Raw genomic sequence first — 17043 nt, forward strand, 5'->3', positions numbered from 1 at the left:
ATCAGAATGATTCCGAAGGGTTAAGCTGAAGTTAACAAATATGGCAGGCCGCTCAGGACCTCGCCTGGAGGTTTGCGGTCTCCGGTACCGGCGTCAGCGCCCTGCGCTGCGAAAACCATGAAACCAGATTGTCGACGCACAGATCCGCCATGGCGCGGCGGGTGTGCTGCGAGGCCGAGCCGACATGTGGCAAAAGCGAGGTGTTGGGCGCGGCAAGCAACGCCTCTGGCACATTCGGCTCGTCGGCAAAGACGTCTAGCCCGGCAGCGGCGATGCTGCCGCTGGCAAGTGCGGCGGCAAGGGCTGGTTCGTCGACCGTGCTGCCGCGGCCGATATTGACGAAGACGCCGTTCGGCCCAAGGGCCGAGAGGATTTCGGCATTGACCGCCTGTTCCGTCGAGGCCCTGCCGGGCGCCACCGAGATCAGTGTGTCGACCGCCTCGGCGAGACCTTTCAGCGTCGGGTGATAATCATAGGACAGGCCTTCGACGCGGCGCCGGTTGTGATAGGCGATGGGCAGTCCGAAAGCGTCGAGCCGGCGGGCAATGGCGAGGCCGATGCGGCCCATGCCGAAGATGCCGACATGGCGGCCGCGCAAGGTCAGCCGGCTTAGTGGATAGTTACCGTTGCGCAGCCAACTGCCGTCGCGCAGCCAAGTCTCGGCGCGCGGCAATTCGCGAACGGTGTTGATCAACAGCCCGATCGCCGTGTCGGCGACCTCCTCGGTCAGCACATCCGGCGTGTTGGTGACCATGATGCCGCGCTGTGCGGCGTGGCGGACGTCAACCGAATCATAGCCGACGCCGAAATTGGCGATGATCTCGAGCTTCGGCAGCGCATCCATCAATGCAGCGGTTATGCCGCCAAAGGCGGCAATGCCGCGCACAGTGCGGCGCATCTCGTCGGTGACCAGCGACGGATCGGCGCGTTCGATCCAGACGCGGCTGAACGCCCCGTCGATGCGGCCGACGGCATGGTCGTTGAAATGGCCCGGCACCAGAATGGCAACCGCTTGCTGCTGTTCGGCTTTTGTCATGCCCGCTCCACCGGTTTGCCGGTCGACTGGCGCACGTGCAGTTCCGGCCTGATCAGTTCCTGCGACGGCCGCACCGTCTGTCCGTTTAGCTTGTCGAGCAGCGCGCTGGCGGCGCGGCGGCCGACCTCGCGCTGGCCGTTCCAGACAGTGGTCAGCGCCGGCGTCGCGATCGCCGCCTCCTCGAGGTCGTCATAGCCGGTGACGGAGATGTCGATGCCCGGCACCAGCCCGGCGCGCGCGATGCCGTTCATCAGGCCGATGGCGACGAGGTCGTTCCAGCAGCAGGCCGCGGTCGGCCTGTCCTTCAGTGCCAGGAACTGCCCGGCGGCCTCGAAGCCGGCCTGCTTGGTGCGCGGGCCGACGATGCGCCAGGACGGCCTGACCTCAAGCCCGGCCGCCTCCATGGCGTTGACATAACCCTGGTAGCGGTCGCGGCCGGTCGAGGTCTGGTCGGTGCCGCCGATCATGGCAATGCGCTTGTGGCCAAGCGAAATCAAATGATTGGTGGCAAGCCCGGTGCCATAGGCATCGTCGCCGCGAAAGACCGGCACGTCGGCACCTTCGACGGTGCGTGCAATCAGCACTGCCGGAAGACCGTTTTCCTCGGCCATGATTATGTCTTCGGGCGGTGTGCCGATGGCTGGCGACATGATGACGCCGTCGGCGCCGAGCTGCAGAAGCGTGTCGATGAAGGTGCGCTGTTTCTCGAGCTGGTCGTAGTGGTTCGACAGGATGAAGGTCTGCCGGCTGCGGTCGAGCTCGCTCTCGATCGAACGCAATATCTCGGCAAAGAAGGGGTTCATGATGTCGTGGACGACGACGCCGACAATGCCCGAGCGCGAGGTGCGCAGGCTGGCGGCGCGGCGGTTGTAGATATAGCCGATGGCGCGTGCATGTTCCTTGATGCGGTCGCGGGTGCCGCCGGCGACCAGCGGGCTGTCGCGCAAGGCCAGCGAGACCGTGGCCGTGGACACGCCCAGCGCATCCGCGATGGTCGAAAGCTTGATCTTCTGTGCCAGCGCCCTGCGCTCCCGAAGCAATTTAAACTGTTTAAAGGCCGGCTCTTATGCCATCGATCCCGAGCAAATCAAAGTTTTTTTGCCAGCGCTTCCGCCTCCGCGTCCAGCATCGCGCGGTTGCGCACGCGAAGCTGGTGCTCGCGATGGACGATGTAGAGGCCGCTGGCGACGATGACGCCGGCACCAAGCAACGTCCAGCGGTCGGGAAACTGGTTGAAGACGATGAAGCCGCAGATGATCATCCAGATCATCTGCGAATAGGGATAGGGGGCCAGAGCCGTGGTGGTGGCAAGGCGATAGGCCTGCACCAGCAGCCAGTGACCGATGGCGCCGAAGACGCCAAGCATCGAGAGAATGAACCAGTGCCAGCCGTCAGGCGGCAGCGACAACGAAAGCGGCAGCATCGGCAAAAGCAGCACGGCCGGCGCGAGCGCCGAAAACAGGATGAGGCTCTCGGACGTCTCTGTAGCCGACAACCGGCGCGTCATGATGACGTAGAAGCAATTCGACAGTATCGAGCAAAGCGCGAAGAGATACCCGATGCCGAAAACACCGACGCCCGGCCGGGTGATGATGAGGACGCCGGCAAGGCCGGTCAGGATCGCCAGCCAGCGGCGCCAGCCCGCCCATTCGCCGAGCAGCGGACCGGCAAGCGCGGTGATCACCATCGGCCCGAAAAAGTAGATCGAAGTGGTTTCCGCGAGCTGCAGCGTCCGCAGCGCCAGAATGTTGAACATGGTCGACCCGAACAGGAACAGACCGCGCGTGATGTGCGCCGGCAGGTTGGCCGGACGAAAACGCGACGGCTCGCGCCACCCGCGCAGAAAGACGCCGACGAGCAGGACATGGACCGCGAAGCGGGTCCAGGCGACGATCAGCGCCGAGACGCCGGCCAGGACAAGGTATTTGCTGCTGGTGTCGAGGAAGGTGAAAAACACGTAGACGGAAAGCATGCAGAGGATCGCCGCCGGCGACGTCGCGCTTTCGTCTTGTCTTGAGGGAGCACTCAATTTCAGGCCGGACGGGAAGCAAGGCAGTCCTTCACCAATGCGGGAAATGTCGCCTGCCGGCAAGCCAAAAGAGGCTGGCACAACGACAGGCGCCGACAGGCACAGTCTCTGTTCCGCATATCGCTGTGCCAGAACGTCCACGCACTCTTGGGTGACATGCGTCAGGCGTGCATCCGGGCACCCTTGGTGATCTTGTCGACGAGCTTCTTTTCGGCGCGAAGCGCGATGCCGACGATCTTGGCGTCGTCCGGGGCAAATTCGGCAAAGACGGCACGGTTGGCCAGATCATGACCGGTCGAAAACATTTCCTTGACATAGAGCGAGGCCGTTACGTCGCGATCCAGCGCCCGCCGATGGATCGCGCCGAGTGTCTGGCCGTCCGCCGAAAGCACGATGACCGGCTGGATCGACAGCGGGTTGTAGATATTGCCGGCGCGATCACGGTAGGGGTCGCCGATAATGTCGGGAAATTGCGCGACGATGCCGCTGGTCAGAAAGGCGGTGACATTGAGCTTTTGCCAGACGGGAAGATCATCCTTGAGCACGATTGCAAATTTCGTATCGAACATGCGACAGTTTCCAATCCGAAAGGGCCAATCCGAGGCTGCGAGAGAAGCGATGCCGCACGGTCTAGACGGGGAAGCCTTTCAGGGTCTTGGACGTTTGTGCGTGGATGCAGCCGAAAACTGCATCGTACCGGCACCCCGTGCTGCCGGCATGGAACGCATCGAGGCCCGGTTCCACGGCAACGCCTTCGATCTCCATCGCCACGACACCTATGCGATCGGGGTGACGCTTTATGGCGTGCAGCGCTTCCGCTATCGCGGCCAAATGCATCAGAGCTTGCCTGGCCAGATCATCATTCTTCATCCGGACGAAATGCACGACGGCGGCGCCGGCACCGAAGACGGATTGCGATACAGAATGCTGTATCTGGAGCCATCGCTGATGCTCGATTGTCTCGGCGGCGGATCACTGCCATTCGTCGGGAATGCCGTGGTGACAGACCGCGATCTCCGCGCGACGCTGCTTTCGGCGCTCGGGCCGCTGGATCAGGAACTGGACGAGCTGTTTGTCGTCGATTTCATGACGCAGCTTATGCAAAGCCTGGCCCGGCACGCCGGTCAGCCGGCGAAACCGGTAGCGAAAACGGCGTGGCGCGCCGCCAGCCTGGCGCGCGACTATCTGGAAGAAAATGTCGCGCGGATTGTGCGTTCGGATGAATTGGAGGCGATCACCGGGTTGGACCGTTATGCCCTGTCGCGGCACTTCCGCGCCACCTTCTCGACCAGCCCGCACCGGTTCTTGTTGATGCGCCGGCTTCAGCGAGCCCGTCGGATGATCGAAGCCGACGAGCCGCTGGCGCAGATCGCCATCGCAGCCGGCTTCAGCGACCAAAGCCATTTCAATCGGCATTTCAAGAAGGCGTTCGGCGTCACGCCCGGACGTTGGTCGGCACTGACGCGCCGGCCGTCAGCGGCGAACGCGTGACCTATTCAAGGATCTTGTCTTCAATATCCAGTTCGTCATCCGGGAGCACCATTTCGCCGTTCGAAAGGTTCGCCTCGACACGGGCAAGCAGCTTGAACAGCGCTTTCTGATCCTTCTTGTCGAGACCCTTCAATGCCTGCTTTTCGGTCTTCTTCACCGATTTCTCGATGGCGTGGATGATTTCGCGGCCGGTGTCGGTGAGGAAAATATGAGCCTGGCGGGCATCGGCGGAAGAGGCGCGCTTTTCCAGAAAACCCTGCGCCTGCAGCCGGTTGATGGTCTTGGTGATGGTCGGCGGACGCACGCCGAGGCGGCCGGCAAGATTGCCGGGCGTCTGCCCGTCCTCGCGGTCGAGCGCCAGCATGATCTGGTCCTGGCCGGCATAGAAGCCATGCGCCAGAAGCCGAGCGGCAAGCGCCGTGCGCGCCAGCCGCGCCGCCGAATGCAGCCGGCTCATTGTTGCAGTCTTATCCGCCTTGGCCATGCTCATCCCTCCTCGGCCGAACCGGTGCGGACAGCATAGAAGCAGCCCGCCGGTTGGCAATGACGATCGAAAACATTCCGGCTCGGAAAATAGCTTTGCCGGCAAGCATCGCGGTGTTCGCCGTGGCTAATGCCAGATGTTTATTTCAGTTAGATGACAAACGACTTTCCGCGAGGGCTAGATGGCGACGTGACGAGGTGTTCTCAACCGGCCTTCACCGCGACCACCATCAAGGCCTGATAGGCGTCCGCCATTTCCCGCAGCGCTGCCTGCGACAGCGGCCCGGCCTGCCGCGCAATGCCGTCCCGCGCGTTCGATGTGTCGCGTTTGCCGGGGCGATCGTTATAGGGCGCGACGGTGGCGAATATCTGCTCGCTGAGGCTGTCGGGGAAAAACATCTGGCCGGTCATCACCGAGCGGTCGTCGGGAAACACCTTGAAATGGATGTGGGTGGTGCGGCCGCGATACCAGCCGGGATAGATGGTGGCGAAAGAAGCAATGCCGCTTTCATCGGTTCTCTGCCAACCGCGCAGAAAACTCTGGCCGGAAGTGTCGATATCCTGCCCGTCGCCCTGTCCGGGATATCCGGAATAGGCGCCTTGGGCGTCGCAATGCCAGATGTCGACGCGTGCGCCGAGAAGCGGCCGGCAGGCGGCGTCGACGATTTGCAGCCGCACATTGAGGGCGACGCCCTTCTTGCCCTCGGTGACGTCGGTGCGTTCGAGCTTCGGGTCGAAATAGAACGGCCCTTCCGTGACCTCGGGCGTGATGGCGCAGACTCCGGCACCGGCTTCAAACAGGGCAAGCCCGGCATAGGGTGAAACCTGCCCAGCTCTTGCCCCGGCGGGCAGGAATATGCCGCCGGCGGTGACAGCTACGAGACCGAGTGCCTGCCGCCGGCTTAGTGGCAAAGAGGATGGCTTGTCGGTCATCTGGCGCCTCTTCAATGCGAACAGCCCCCGTGAGCAGCCCTTGGCCTATCTAGGCCCCACCACCAGCCCGCGCCAATGAAAGTTCGGTAATGTGGGGAATGTTCGGCAATGCAGAGAACTTTCGGTAATGCAGGGCCTCTTTGGCCCACCGGTTTGCCTCGTGCAAAAGCAGAGCACACATCCTATATGGAGCCGACAATCCTTTTCGAGGCACGACATGAGCGACGCACAGACGCAGATCCCCGTAACCGTCCTCACCGGCTATCTCGGCGCCGGCAAGACGACACTGCTCAACCGCATCCTTTCGGAAAACCATGGCAAGCGCTACGCCGTCATCGTTAATGAATTCGGCGAGATCGGTATCGACAACGAGCTGATCGTGGAATCCGACGAGGAAATCTACGAGATGAACAATGGCTGTGTCTGCTGCACCGTGCGCGGCGACCTGATCCGCGTTGTCGAAGGCCTGATGCGCAGGCCCGGCCGCTTCGACGCCATCGTCGTCGAGACCACCGGCCTCGCCGATCCCGTGCCGGTGGCGCAGACCTTCTTCATGGACGACGACGTGCGTTCCAAGACCAGGCTCGATGCGGTGGTGGCGTTGGTCGATGCCAAGCACCTGCCGCTGCGTCTCAAGGATTCGCGCGAGGCCGAGGACCAGATCGCCTTTGCCGATGTCGTCGTGCTCAACAAGACCGACCTGGTCACCCCCGAAGAGCTGAGCAAGGTCGAGGCAACGATCCGCGCCATCAACCCGGCGGCACGCATCCATCGCACCACGCGCGCCGGCGTGGCGCTGTCCGACGTGCTCGATCGCGGTGCTTTCGACCTGTCGCGGGCGCTGGAGAACGACCCGCATTTCCTCGAGGCGCATGACGAACACGATCATCATGACCACGACCACCATGATCACGACGGCCACGATCATCACGATCATGACGGGCATGACCATCATCATGCGCACCCTTCCGACATCCATGACGTGACGGTGCAGTCGGTGTCGCTGCGCGGCGGCGAGATGGACCCGAAAAAGTTCTTCCCGTGGATCGAGAAGGTCACCCAAGTGGAAGGCCCCAACATCCTGCGGCTGAAAGGGATCATCGCGCTCAAGGGCGATGACGAGCGCTATGTCATCCAGGGCGTACACATGATTATCGAGGGCGACCACCAGCGCGCCTGGAAGGACGGCGAGAAGCACGAGAGCCGGCTGGTGTTCATCGGCCGCGAACTCGACGCCGAGCGGTTGAAGATGAGTTTCGAGGCCTGCCAGGCTTAGATCGTAACGGATATCTGGTTGGCCACCTGCTTGCTCGAGCAGGAAAGGTCGAGTAAGCCCCCTAACGGCCCTCGCAAGCGCCCTGAATCAGACATTCAACCGATCACAAACTCATGCCCACAGTCGCCCCGCTCGATCTCGAAGGCCATTGCCTCGCCGCCGGCTTCCTTGGCGACGTGCCGCATTTCGCGCTGGCCGACGGCACCGTCCATCGGCTCGACCATGGCCACAAGACGGTGCAGGCCAATGACGGAATGCTCGCCGCCGTTCACGATGCGGCAAACGACCGGCTGATCACCGGCGGTGAGGACGGCAAGATCTTTGCCGTGACCGCCGGCGGCAATACCACGGAATTGGCGACCGCAGGCAAAAAATGGATCACCAGCGTCGCCGCCGGGCCGCAAGGCGCTGTTGCCTATGCTTCGGGCAAGATTGCCTATGTGCGCTTTGCCGACGGCAAGACCAGAGAATTCTCGCATCCGCGCTCGGTCGAGGGGCTGGCCTTCTCGCCCAAGGGCATGCGCTTCGGCGTTGCCCGCTACAATGGCGCAACGCTGCATTTCCCGGCCGCCGACGGCAAGCCGGTCGAACTCGAGTGGGCCGGCGCCCACACCGGCATCACCTTCTCGCCGGACGGCAGCTTCGTCGTCACCACAATGCAGGAAAACGCGCTGCATGGCTGGAAACTCGCCGACGGCAAGCACATGCGCATGTCCGGCTATCCCGGCAAGGTCAAAAGCCTGTCGTGGAGCGCCAAGGGCAAATGGCTGGCGAGTTCCGGCGCGCCGGCGGCGATCGTCTGGCCGTTTTCGGGCAAGGACGGGCCGATGGGCAAGGCGCCACTGGAACTCGGCACGCGCGGCAACGCCATGGTCACCTGCGTCGCCTGCCACCCGAGCCAGGATGTCGTCGCCATAGGCTATGATGACGGCATGGTGATGGCGGTGCGCTTCGCCGACGCCAGGGAAGTGCTGTTGCGCCGGCCGGGCAAGGGCGCCGTCACTTCGATGATGTGGGACAAGGAAGAGCGCCGCGTCGCTTTCGGCAGCGCCGCCGGCGATTGCGGCGTCATCGACATTTCGGCGTAGTCCGTTACTCAGCTCCACAAGATACTTTGCCGGTCAATTCAGCCGGCTTACCGTCCCGGTCCGCGTCTGTCGTGCCGTCATAGACTTCGAGCAAATAGCGCCCGTCATAGACGCCTTCGTCGCTGGCCTTTGTCAGAATGGCCAGCTTGACATAGCTATAGGTGTTTGCGACCTCGTGCTCGCGATAGACGAGCAGCCGCAACTCCTTGTTGTCGAGCCAGTATTGCGTGAGGTTCGAATCCTCGAACAGCGTCTTGCGCAGATCGTCACCGACTGGCCTGTCCAGAATTTCGACATCGCCGCGAAAATTGAAAGTTGGTCCGCCCATGCCGGTGGTGACGCCGGCATCGACCTGGAATTTTACCGCCTTGTCTTCGACCGAACACCAGATGCCGCCGGAGGCCAAGGCCGTGCCGGCCGACAAAAGCAGCGTTGCTGCACAAACGATCGCCCGCATTGTTCTTCCCCAACCACCAACCTGCCCGCATTGATGCCGGTTGCCACGCTGAGGTCAAGCGCCGGTCATGTTCGCCATGATCGCTGAACCAACGCAGGGCAGCCACCCGGCCAATTGCGGTGGCAGAGGCCGATTGGCTAGAGTGCTGATGAGAGGGCTCATGAACGTCATCGACCATTCAAAGACTTCCATCGGCGGCATCGGCCCGGCCCGGATCGCCGAGTTGCGCGAGACCGAGGCAGAAGCCTTCCGCCGGGCGCGGCCGAAATCGATGGCCAAAATCGGCAATGGCCTGCCCGGCTTCTTCGGCGGCGTGCCGATGCACTGGATGAACGACTGGCCGACGCCGTTCCCGATCCTCGTGGATAGCGCCAAAGGCACCACTATCACCGACATCGACGGCAACCGGCTCGACGATTTCTGCCTCGGCGACACCGGCTCGATGTTCGGCCATTCGCCGCCGCCAGTCGCCCGCGCAATCCGCCGGCAGGCCGGACGCGGCCTGACCTACATGCTGCCTTCCGAAGACGCGCTCGCCATCGGTCCGCTGCTGCAGCAGCGTTTCCGCTTGCCGTCTTGGCAGATCGCGACGACGGCGACAGACGCCAACCGCTTTGCGCTGCGGGTTGCCCGCGCCGTCACCGGCCGGGAAAAGATCCTGGTCTTCAACGGCTGCTATCACGGCTCGGTCGACGAGACGATGGTCCGACTGGTCGACGGCAAGGCGGTGAACCGGCCCGGCCTTGCCGGCGAGTTCCGCGACTTGACGCGGGCGACTGATGTGGTCGAGTTCAACGATCTGCCGGCGCTCGAGGCCGCACTCCGCGACAACGATGTCGCCTGCGTCATCACCGAGCCGGTGCTGACCAACTCCTGCATGGTGCTGCCCGAAGCCGGCTTTCATGACGGGTTGCGGCGGCTCACCCGTGCGACCGGCGCGCTGCTGCTGATCGACGAGACGCACACGATCTCGACCGGTCGCGGCGGCTATACGAGGAAATACGGGCTGGAGCCGGACCTGTTCGTACTCGGCAAGCCGATCGCCGGCGGCGTGCCGGCGAGTGTCTGGGGCATGAGCGAAGACGTTGCGGCGCGCTATGCCGCTTATATCAGCCAGAAAGAGCCCGGCTATTCCGGCATGGGGACAACGCTATCGGCCAATCCGCTGCAATTCGCGGCGATGCGCGCCACGCTCGAACACGTCATGACCGACGACAACTACAGCCATATGGAGCATCTGGCGCGGCGGCTTGACGCCGGGTTGACCGCCGTCATCGACCGCTACCGGCTGCCCTGGCACGTTGCCCGAGTCGGCGCCCGTGTCGAGTTCATCTGCGCACCAGGCCCGCTGAGGAATGGCGGCGATGCAGAGGGAGCGCATGCGCCGGAGCTCGAGGCGGCGATCCACGTTGCGCTGGTCAATCGCGGCGTGCTGATCGCACCGTTCCGCAATATGATGCTGATCTCGCCTGCGACCGGCGCCGCCCAGGTGAACCGGCTGATCACCGCCTTCGGCGCGGTTGCGGCAAAGCTTGTGGCATGAGACAAGCTTGCCACATGAAACAAGCGCCCAAGCAAAGTTTGAACCTGGTCACGGCATCCCCTTCGGGCTCGACGCCCGCCGAGGCGCAGGCCTTTCTCGACGCCCATCCCGAGATCGAGGCGTTCGACATCGTGCTGACCGACGCCAATGGCGTCGGGCGTGGCAAGATCGTGCGCCGGCATGAATTGATGAGCATCTTCGAGGGCGGCCGGCACATGCCGATCTCGATTCTCGGCCTCGACATCACCGGCGAGGATGTTCACGAGACCGGGCTGATCTGGACGACCGGCGACGGCGACCTGCGCGCATGGCCAATCCCCGGCACGCTGGTGCCGCTATTCGGCACACAGCCGCCGCGCGGCCAGGTGCTGATGGCGATGTACCACCTCGATGGCCAGCCGATGTCGTCCGACCCGCGGCTGGCGCTCGCCCGCCAGGTGGATATCCTCGCGGCCAAGGGCCTGCATCCGGCCGGCGCCTTCGAGCTCGAATTCTTCCTGCTCGCCAACGAGCGCGATGCCGAAGGCAAGGTGCAGCCCGCCCACGCGGTGCTCGACGGCCGCCGCTCGGCCAAGACCGAAGTCTATTCCGTCGACCATCTGCACGGCATGGAGCCGCTGTTTTCCGACATCTATGCTGCCGCCAAGGTGCAAGGCATCCCGGCCGAGACGGTCATCTCGGAATATGCGCCCGGCCAGTACGAGCTGACGCTCAACTACCGCAAGGACGTGATGCGTGCGGCCGACGATCTCGTCATGCTCAAGCGGCTGGTGCGGGCGCAGGCACGTCGCCATGGCGTTACCGCTTGCTTCATGGCCAAGCCGATCGAGAAGTATGCCGGCTCAGGCATGCATTTCCATGTCTCGCTGCTGGACGATGCCGGCAAGAACGTCTTTGCCGAAGCCGGCGGCGAAAACTGGTCGCTGCCGCTGCTGCGCGGCCTTGGCGGCCTCATCCAGACGATGGCGGAATCGATGCTGGTGTTTGCACCGCACGCCAATTCATGGCGGCGCTTCGTCTCGCAATCCTATGCCCCGGTGGCGCCGAGCTGGGGCGTCAACAATCGCTCGGTGGCGCTGCGCGTGCCGGCCGGCGATGCCAAGAACCGGCGCATCGAGCACCGGCCGTCGGGCGTCGACGCCAATCCTTACCTGGTGGCGGCGACGGTGCTGGCCGGCATCACCAGGGGTCTCGACGAGGGGCTCGATCCCGGTCCCGAAACCACCGGCAATGGTTACGAATCCGCCGTCACGCGCACGACGATGCCAGTCGACTGGCGCGCGGCGATCGAGGCGGCAAGAGCGTCGACCTTCCTCAAGGGCGCATTGGGCGAAGACCTGCACCGGACGTTCGTGGCGATCAAGCAGTCGGAATATCTGCGCGTGGCGCGCACGGTCAGCGAACTGGATTATCACCTCTATCTGCACGAGGTGTAGGGCACTACCCCCGCAGGGCCGCCCGGCGAAGTTTCGACCGAACCAGTTTTGAAGGAACCTTCTGGCGGCTTCGCTCATTCCGGTTCTGATCGCGGAAGCGGACAGGACCGTACTCGCCATGATCGCCAGAATGACAACCCCCACGCCGCACCACGCCAAGGTGCAGGCCAGACGCTTGCCGGCAGGCAAGTCCCCGGAAACGACAGAAATCGACGCCAGGACCATTCCTGAACTGCGCGAAACGGCTAAAATCTGCCGCCGCTGTCCGCTATGGCACGACGCGACGCAGACCGTATTCGGCGAAGGGCCTGACAAGGCGAAGGTGATCTTCGTCGGCGAACAGCCGGGCGACCAGGAAGATCTGGCCGGCAAGCCTTTCGTCGGTCCGGCGGGCAAGGTGTTCGATGCGATCCTGGACGATGCCGGCGTCGACCGGCTGAAAGTCTACGTCACCAACGCGGTCAAGCACTTCAAGTTCGAGCCGCGCGGCAAGCGGCGCATCCATTCGAAGCCGAATGCCGGGGAGGTGCAGGCCTGCCGCTGGTGGCTCGACAAGGAGCTCGATCTGATCAAGCCCAATCTGGCGGTGGCGCTCGGCGCCACGGCAGCGCAGTCGCTGCTCGGCAAGGTGGTGCCGATCATGAAGATGCGCGGGGCGGTCGTAGAGCGGGATGATGGCCTGCGTGTCTTCGTCACCATCCACCCGTCCTTCATCCTGCGCATTCGCGAGCCGGCGGACAAGCAGGCCGAACGCGAACGGTTTCTGCAGGACATGAAAGCAGTGAAAAAGCTGATGGCGGCCTGAGCTTAGCCTATTTGACTAATATCGCCCTGAGATCGTTGACGTTCGTCCCGGTCGGTCCAGGCACGAAGAGGTCGCCGACGGCGTTAAACGCGGTCCAGGCGTTGTTGCCGGCAAGCATGGCCTTGGCATCGACGCCCACCGCCCGCATCCGCGACACCGTCGAACCGTCGGCGAAGGCGCCGGCATTGTCTTCCGAACCGTCGATGCCGTCGGTGTCGGCGGCCAGTGCATGGACGCCCGCCATGCCGTTGATGCCAATGGCGAAAGCAAGCAGGAATTCCGAGTTGCGTCCGCCCTTGCCTTTCGCGCGCAAGGTCACCGTCGTCTCGCCGCCGGACAGGATCAGCACCGGTTTTGGGAATGGCCGGTTGCGCGTCGCCACCTCGCGGGCGATCGCCGCGTGGACGCTGCCGACCTCGCGCGCCTCGCCTTCAATGGAATCGGAGAGGATGACGGCCTGAATGCCTTGACGCTTCGCTTCGGCTGCAGCCGCCTCCAGCGACACGCCGGCCGAGGCGATCAGATGCACTTCGTTGCGGGAAAAGCGCGGATCATCCGGACGCGGTGCATCTGCAGCCGGCGAGCTGATATGCGCCATCACTTGAGCAGGCAGTTTCATGCCATAGGCGGCGATCGATGCCAGCGCCTCTTCGCGGCTTCCCAAATCGGGAACGGTTGGGCCGGAGGCGACCAGCGCCGGATTGTCGCCCGGAATGTCTGAAACGACCAGCGAGACCAGTTTGGCCGGATAGGCGGCGGCCGCCAGCCTGCCGCCCTTGATCGTGGAAAGATGTTTGCGGATGGTGTTCATGGCGGCGATGGGCGCGCCGGAGGCGAGCAGCGCCTCGTTGGCGGCGATCTCATCGGCCAGCGTCAGACCTTTGGCGGGCGCCGGCAGCAGCGCCGAGCCGCCGCCGGAGATGAGCGCGACGACGAGGTCGTTGGCCGTTAGTCCCTGAACCTTTTCGAGCAACCGTCGTGAAGCCTCCAACCCGGCGGCGTCCGGCACCGGGTGCGCCGCCTCGATGATCTCGATGCGCCGGCATGTCGCGCCACAGCCATAACGGGTGACCACCAGCCCTTGGATCGGCCCGTCCCACACTTTCTCGAAAGCCGCCGCCATCTGCGCCGAGCCTTTTCCCGCGCCGATGACGATCGTGCGGCCCTTCGGCTTTGCCGGCAAATGGTCCCTGATGGTCCTTTCGGGATCGGCGGCGGCAACGGCGGCGTTGAAGATCGACGTGAGGAAGAGTTTGGGGTCTACCTCTGTCATTTTGCTTCCAGCGGCAGTGCCAGCCCGCGCGCGTCGATGCTGAGATGCTCGCAAAGCGCATTGACCACCACGCCGTGGTCCTCACGCTCCGGCAGGCCGGAGACTGCGATCACGCCAATGACACCGGCGCTCTTGACCGTGATGGGAAAGCCGCCGCCGGCCAGCACATAATCTGATATATCCAGCCCCTCGCCGGGCTTGAAGCTGCGGTCGGGGCGCTGCTGCTCCAGCACCATGCGATAGGTGCTTTTCAAAAACCGGCGCACGACATTGATCTTGCGCCGCGCCCAATCCGGATTGGAGGCGTTCGAGCCGGGCATTGCCGCATAAAACAGCGGCCGGTCGAAGGTTCTGATATCGACGATGATCGGCAGGTTCTCGGCTAGCGCGCGGTCGCGGATCGCCGAGCCGATCTTGAAAGCGACGGCCTCATCGAACGCCGGGAAGACGAGCGTGGCTTCCTGTTTCTTGATCAGAGCGATGTCGTCCGCAACGGCCATGTCGTTCCCCTGTCAACTTCGCTGCACGATTTGACCGATGGCTGCCGCTCGGTCAAGCCCGCCGTATACGACAGCTAAACCGCCATGTCCGTCTTGGCCGCCCGGCCGGCGACATAGACCTCGCGCACGGCGCGGTCGTCGCCGAGCGTCTGCAGCAGAAACAATTCCTCGGCGAGCGTGTCCGCCGTCTCCATCCGCAGCCGCATCGCCGGCGTGGCGCGAGCGTCGAGCACGACGATATCGGCATCGCTGCCTTCCTTCAGGGTGCCGATCTTTTCCGCAAGCGACAGCGCCTCGGCATTGCCGAGGGTCAATTGCCAGAAGGACTGCAACGGATTGAGCTTCTCGCCGTTCAGCGCGATCACCTTATAGCCCTCGTCCATGGTACGCAGCATCGAATAGTTGGTCCCGCCGCCGACATCGGTGGCAGCGGCTATGCGGAGCGACTTTTCGCGGCGGCGATACCGCTGATAATTGAACAGGCCCGAGCCGAGAAACAGATTGGAGGTCGGGCAGAACACCGCCACCGAGCCGCTATCCGAAAGCGCATCCGCCTCGCGTTCCGACAGATGGATGCAGTGGCCGAACAGGCTTTTGCGGCCGAGCAGCCCGTAATGCTCATAGATGTCGGTATAGTCGCGCGCCTGCGGATAAAGCTTCTGGGTGAAAGCGATCTCGGCGTGGTTTTCCGACAGATGCGTTTGCATATGCAGGTCCGGATATTCACGGCAGAGCGTACCCGCCATCTCCAATTGCTCCGGCGACGAGGTGATGGCGAAGCGCGGGGTGATGGCATAGTGCTGGCGCCCCTTGCCGTGCCACTCCTCGATCAGCGCCTTGCTGTCGTCATAACCCGATTGCGGCGTGTCGAGCACGCCTTCCGGGGCGTTGCGGTCCATCATAACCTTGCCGGCGATATTGAGCATGTTGCGGTCGTGCGACTCGGCAAAGAACGCCTCGGCCGATTCCTTGTGCACCGAGCAATAGGCGGCGACCGTCGTCGTGCCGTGGCGCAATACTTCATCCAGGAACAGTCTGGCGATACGGCGTCCATGCTGAGCGTTCTGGAATTTGATCTCCTCGGGAAAGGTGTAGGTGTTCAGCCAGTCGAGCAGCTCGGCGCCGTAGGAAGCGATGACCTGCATCTGCGGAAAATGCGCGTGCGCATCGATGAAACCGGGCAGCAGCAGATGCGGCCGATGGTCGATCTTTTTTGTTCCCGCGCCCGCCTTTTTCTCGACCTCGGAATAGGCGCCCGCTGCAATGATCCTGCCGTCGTGCATCAGCAGGCCGCCATCGTGCTCGTAACGCCAGGCGGAATGGTCGTCGATGGTTTCGGGCCAGCGCAAAAACGACAGCGTACGGCCGCGCAGGAGCGTGCTGGTCATTTCCCCGCGCCTTCGAACCAGGCCACCAGCAGCGCCCGTTCCTTGTCGGTGATCTGGGTGACGTTGGCGGGCGGCATGGCGTGGCTGCGGCCGGCCTGCAGGTAGATCTCGCCGGCGTGCTCGGCGATGCCGGCATCGGTGTCGAGCATCACGCCCTTCGGCGCGTGGTAGATACCCTCGTAGGACGGCTCTGCCGTGTGGCACATCGAACAGCGGCCAAGAACGGTGTCGCGCACAGCGGCGAAGTGCGCCGAGGCGACGTAGACCTCCGCCGCCGAGGACGTCTTGACCTCGCCGGTCAACAGCTTCGGCACCGTCGACAGCCAGATGATGACGACGAACAGCACGGCCGCCACCAGCCAGGTCCAGGTCGGATTGCCTTTACGTGCATGCATGGTGTTGAAATAGTGCCGGATCAGCACGCCGATGATGAACACCAGCGAGGCAATGACCCAGTTGAACTCTGTCCCGAACGCCAGCGGATAGTGGTTCGACAGCATCAGGAACAAAACCGGCAGCGTCAGGTAATTGTTGTGCAGCGAGCGCTGCTTCGCGATCTTGCCGTATTTCGGATCTGGCTTCCTGCCGGCGATCAGGTCGGCGACGACGATCTTCTGGTTGGGGATGATGACCATGAAAACGTTGGCCGACATAATCGTCGCGGTGATGGCACCAAGATGCAGGAAGGCGGCGCGGCCCGTGAACAGGTGGGTTAGCCCCCAGGCGACGAACACCAGCACCCCGTAGAGCACCAGCATCAGGCCGGTGTCGCTCTTGCCGAGCGGCGAACGGCACAAGAGATCGTAGACCACCCAGCCGATGCCGATCGTCGCCAGCGACAGCAAGATGCCTGTAGGCACCGACATCGCGAGCACATTCGGATCGATCAGGAACAGGTCCGCGCCGGCATAGTAGACCACGCACAGCATGGCGAAGCCCGACAGCCAGGTGGCGTAGGATTCCCATTTGAACCAGGTCAGGTGCTCGGGCATTTCAGCCGGCGCCACCAGATATTTCTGCACGTGGTAGAAGCCGCCGCCATGCACCTGCCATTCCTCGCCGAAGGCGCCGGCAGGCATGCCCGGACGCTGGCGCAGGCCGAGATCGAGCGCGACGAAATAGAAGGACGACCCGATCCAGGCGATGCCGGTGACGACGTGCAGCCAGCGCACGGCGAAATTCAGCCAATCCCAGAATATCGCGAAATCCATCATGAAAAGTCGTCCCTGCCGATCGGCTGACTTTACGGGCTGGAGCGCAAACGGAAAGGGCCGAGGTGCACGATGACTTTCAAAAAAAATTGGA

17 protein-coding genes are annotated in these 17043 nt (G+C 63.4%); 6 read left to right on the plus strand and 11 right to left on the minus strand.

Annotated elements, in window-relative coordinates:
- Window positions 1-52 precede the first annotated feature (52 nt).
- The 4 genes from NKJ08_RS00230 to NKJ08_RS00245 form a co-directional block, all read right to left on the minus strand.
- Entirely contained in the window at window positions 53-1036 is a 984-nt protein-coding gene (locus NKJ08_RS00230) for a 2-hydroxyacid dehydrogenase (protein ID WP_352776323.1), read from the minus strand.
- On the minus strand, window positions 1033-2055 hold the full coding sequence (locus NKJ08_RS00235; protein WP_352781137.1) for a LacI family DNA-binding transcriptional regulator: 1023 nt from the start codon (window positions 2053-2055) through the stop codon (window positions 1033-1035). Before NKJ08_RS00235 ends, NKJ08_RS00230 begins: the two co-directional genes overlap by 4 nt.
- A 68-nt stretch (window positions 2056-2123) precedes the next feature.
- Window positions 2124-3008 carry a DMT family transporter gene (locus tag NKJ08_RS00240; protein ID WP_352522510.1) on the minus strand — a complete coding sequence of 295 codons (885 nt, stop codon included), beginning with the start codon at window positions 3006-3008 and terminating at the stop codon, window positions 2124-2126.
- Between the two features lie 218 nt (window positions 3009-3226).
- Window positions 3227-3634 carry a DUF2000 family protein gene (locus tag NKJ08_RS00245; RefSeq protein ID WP_352780682.1) on the minus strand — a complete coding sequence of 136 codons (408 nt, stop codon included), beginning with the start codon at window positions 3632-3634 and terminating at the stop codon, window positions 3227-3229.
- A 49-nt stretch (window positions 3635-3683) separates the two neighbouring features.
- Between NKJ08_RS00245 and NKJ08_RS00250 the strand changes: the two genes are divergently transcribed.
- Entirely contained in the window at window positions 3684-4556 is an 873-nt protein-coding gene (locus NKJ08_RS00250) for an AraC family transcriptional regulator (RefSeq protein ID WP_352776325.1), read from the plus strand.
- Window position 4557: 1 nt separating this feature from the next.
- Here the strand turns inward: NKJ08_RS00250 and NKJ08_RS00255 are convergent, their stop codons facing one another.
- Together NKJ08_RS00255 and NKJ08_RS00260 are read right to left on the minus strand one after the other, a co-directional pair.
- Entirely contained in the window at window positions 4558-5040 is a 483-nt protein-coding gene (locus tag NKJ08_RS00255) for a MarR family winged helix-turn-helix transcriptional regulator (protein WP_352454736.1), read from the minus strand.
- 203 nt (window positions 5041-5243) lie between these two features.
- On the minus strand, window positions 5244-5972 hold the full coding sequence (locus NKJ08_RS00260; protein WP_352780685.1) for an intradiol ring-cleavage dioxygenase: 729 nt from the start codon (window positions 5970-5972) through the stop codon (window positions 5244-5246).
- Between the two features lie 217 nt (window positions 5973-6189).
- Here NKJ08_RS00260 and NKJ08_RS00265 point away from each other — a divergent pair, with 217 nt between their 5' ends.
- Window positions 6190-7248: a CobW family GTP-binding protein gene (locus NKJ08_RS00265; protein WP_352780688.1), complete on the plus strand. Its 1059-nt coding sequence runs from the start codon at window positions 6190-6192 to the stop codon at window positions 7246-7248.
- Between the two features lie 113 nt (window positions 7249-7361).
- Window positions 7362-8336: a WD40 repeat domain-containing protein gene (locus NKJ08_RS00270; protein WP_352780691.1), complete on the plus strand. Its 975-nt coding sequence runs from the start codon at window positions 7362-7364 to the stop codon at window positions 8334-8336.
- 4 nt (window positions 8337-8340) lie between these two features.
- Here the strand turns inward: NKJ08_RS00270 and NKJ08_RS00275 are convergent, their stop codons facing one another.
- Window positions 8341-8793, minus strand: coding sequence for a hypothetical protein (locus tag NKJ08_RS00275; protein ID WP_352776327.1), 453 nt, complete (start codon window positions 8791-8793; stop codon window positions 8341-8343).
- A gap of 160 nt (window positions 8794-8953) precedes the next feature.
- Between NKJ08_RS00275 and NKJ08_RS00280 the strand changes: the two genes are divergently transcribed.
- The 3 genes from NKJ08_RS00280 to NKJ08_RS00290 all read left to right on the plus strand — a co-directional run bounded on the left by NKJ08_RS00280 (window position 8954) and on the right by NKJ08_RS00290 (window position 12577).
- On the plus strand, window positions 8954-10336 hold the full coding sequence (locus NKJ08_RS00280) for an aspartate aminotransferase family protein (RefSeq protein ID WP_352780694.1): 1383 nt from the start codon (window positions 8954-8956) through the stop codon (window positions 10334-10336).
- A gap of 14 nt (window positions 10337-10350) precedes the next feature.
- Window positions 10351-11772 carry a glutamine synthetase family protein gene (locus NKJ08_RS00285; RefSeq protein ID WP_352522502.1) on the plus strand — a complete coding sequence of 474 codons (1422 nt, stop codon included), beginning with the start codon at window positions 10351-10353 and terminating at the stop codon, window positions 11770-11772.
- 85 nt (window positions 11773-11857) lie between these two features.
- Window positions 11858-12577: a UdgX family uracil-DNA binding protein gene (locus NKJ08_RS00290; RefSeq protein WP_352781139.1), complete on the plus strand. Its 720-nt coding sequence runs from the start codon at window positions 11858-11860 to the stop codon at window positions 12575-12577.
- Between the two features lie 7 nt (window positions 12578-12584).
- On the opposite strand, the gene NKJ08_RS00295 is transcribed toward NKJ08_RS00290, so the two are convergent.
- The 4 genes from NKJ08_RS00295 to NKJ08_RS00310 all read right to left on the minus strand — a co-directional run bounded on the left by NKJ08_RS00295 (window position 12585) and on the right by NKJ08_RS00310 (window position 16952).
- Window positions 12585-13850, minus strand: coding sequence for a glycerate kinase type-2 family protein (locus tag NKJ08_RS00295; RefSeq protein ID WP_352522501.1), 1266 nt, complete (start codon window positions 13848-13850; stop codon window positions 12585-12587).
- A complete protein-coding gene (locus NKJ08_RS00300) occupies window positions 13847-14350 on the minus strand; it encodes a heme-degrading domain-containing protein (protein WP_352522500.1) in 504 nt (167 codons plus the stop codon). Before NKJ08_RS00300 ends, NKJ08_RS00295 begins: the two co-directional genes overlap by 4 nt.
- A 74-nt stretch (window positions 14351-14424) precedes the next feature.
- On the minus strand, window positions 14425-15738 hold the full coding sequence (gene guaD / locus NKJ08_RS00305) for a guanine deaminase (protein ID WP_352522499.1): 1314 nt from the start codon (window positions 15736-15738) through the stop codon (window positions 14425-14427).
- Window positions 15735-16952, minus strand: a complete 1218-nt coding sequence (locus NKJ08_RS00310; protein WP_352780698.1) for a urate hydroxylase PuuD — start codon at window positions 16950-16952, stop codon at window positions 15735-15737. The genes guaD and NKJ08_RS00310 overlap by 4 nt, the downstream gene beginning before the upstream one ends.
- Window positions 16953-17043: the final 91 nt, after the last annotated feature.

Origin of the sequence: Mesorhizobium sp. M0244 (assembly GCF_040321795.1) — a bacterium.
GTDB lineage: Bacteria > Pseudomonadota > Alphaproteobacteria > Rhizobiales > Rhizobiaceae > Mesorhizobium.

What these genes read in the sequence shown, in the direction of transcription:
- NKJ08_RS00310 (WP_352780698.1), bottom strand. Translation starts at nt 16,952, where the DNA reads ATGATGGATTTCGCGATATTCTGGGATTGGCTGAATTTCGCCGTGCGC.
- NKJ08_RS00255 (WP_352454736.1), bottom strand. Translation starts at nt 5,040, where the DNA reads ATGGCCAAGGCGGATAAGACTGCAACAATGAGCCGGCTGCATTCGGCG.
- NKJ08_RS00270 (WP_352780691.1), top strand. Translation starts at nt 7,362, where the DNA reads ATGCCCACAGTCGCCCCGCTCGATCTCGAAGGCCATTGCCTCGCCGCC.
- NKJ08_RS00245 (WP_352780682.1), bottom strand. Translation starts at nt 3,634, where the DNA reads ATGTTCGATACGAAATTTGCAATCGTGCTCAAGGATGATCTTCCCGTC.
- guaD (WP_352522499.1), bottom strand. Translation starts at nt 15,738, where the DNA reads ATGACCAGCACGCTCCTGCGCGGCCGTACGCTGTCGTTTTTGCGCTGG.
- NKJ08_RS00250 (WP_352776325.1), top strand. Translation starts at nt 3,684, where the DNA reads ATGCCGCACGGTCTAGACGGGGAAGCCTTTCAGGGTCTTGGACGTTTG.
- NKJ08_RS00280 (WP_352780694.1), top strand. Translation starts at nt 8,954, where the DNA reads ATGAACGTCATCGACCATTCAAAGACTTCCATCGGCGGCATCGGCCCG.
- NKJ08_RS00295 (WP_352522501.1), bottom strand. Translation starts at nt 13,850, where the DNA reads ATGACAGAGGTAGACCCCAAACTCTTCCTCACGTCGATCTTCAACGCC.
- NKJ08_RS00300 (WP_352522500.1), bottom strand. Translation starts at nt 14,350, where the DNA reads ATGGCCGTTGCGGACGACATCGCTCTGATCAAGAAACAGGAAGCCACG.
- NKJ08_RS00265 (WP_352780688.1), top strand. Translation starts at nt 6,190, where the DNA reads ATGAGCGACGCACAGACGCAGATCCCCGTAACCGTCCTCACCGGCTAT.
- NKJ08_RS00260 (WP_352780685.1), bottom strand. Translation starts at nt 5,972, where the DNA reads ATGACCGACAAGCCATCCTCTTTGCCACTAAGCCGGCGGCAGGCACTC.
- NKJ08_RS00240 (WP_352522510.1), bottom strand. Translation starts at nt 3,008, where the DNA reads ATGCTTTCCGTCTACGTGTTTTTCACCTTCCTCGACACCAGCAGCAAA.
- NKJ08_RS00275 (WP_352776327.1), bottom strand. Translation starts at nt 8,793, where the DNA reads ATGCGGGCGATCGTTTGTGCAGCAACGCTGCTTTTGTCGGCCGGCACG.
- NKJ08_RS00285 (WP_352522502.1), top strand. Translation starts at nt 10,351, where the DNA reads ATGAAACAAGCGCCCAAGCAAAGTTTGAACCTGGTCACGGCATCCCCT.
- NKJ08_RS00230 (WP_352776323.1), bottom strand. Translation starts at nt 1,036, where the DNA reads ATGACAAAAGCCGAACAGCAGCAAGCGGTTGCCATTCTGGTGCCGGGC.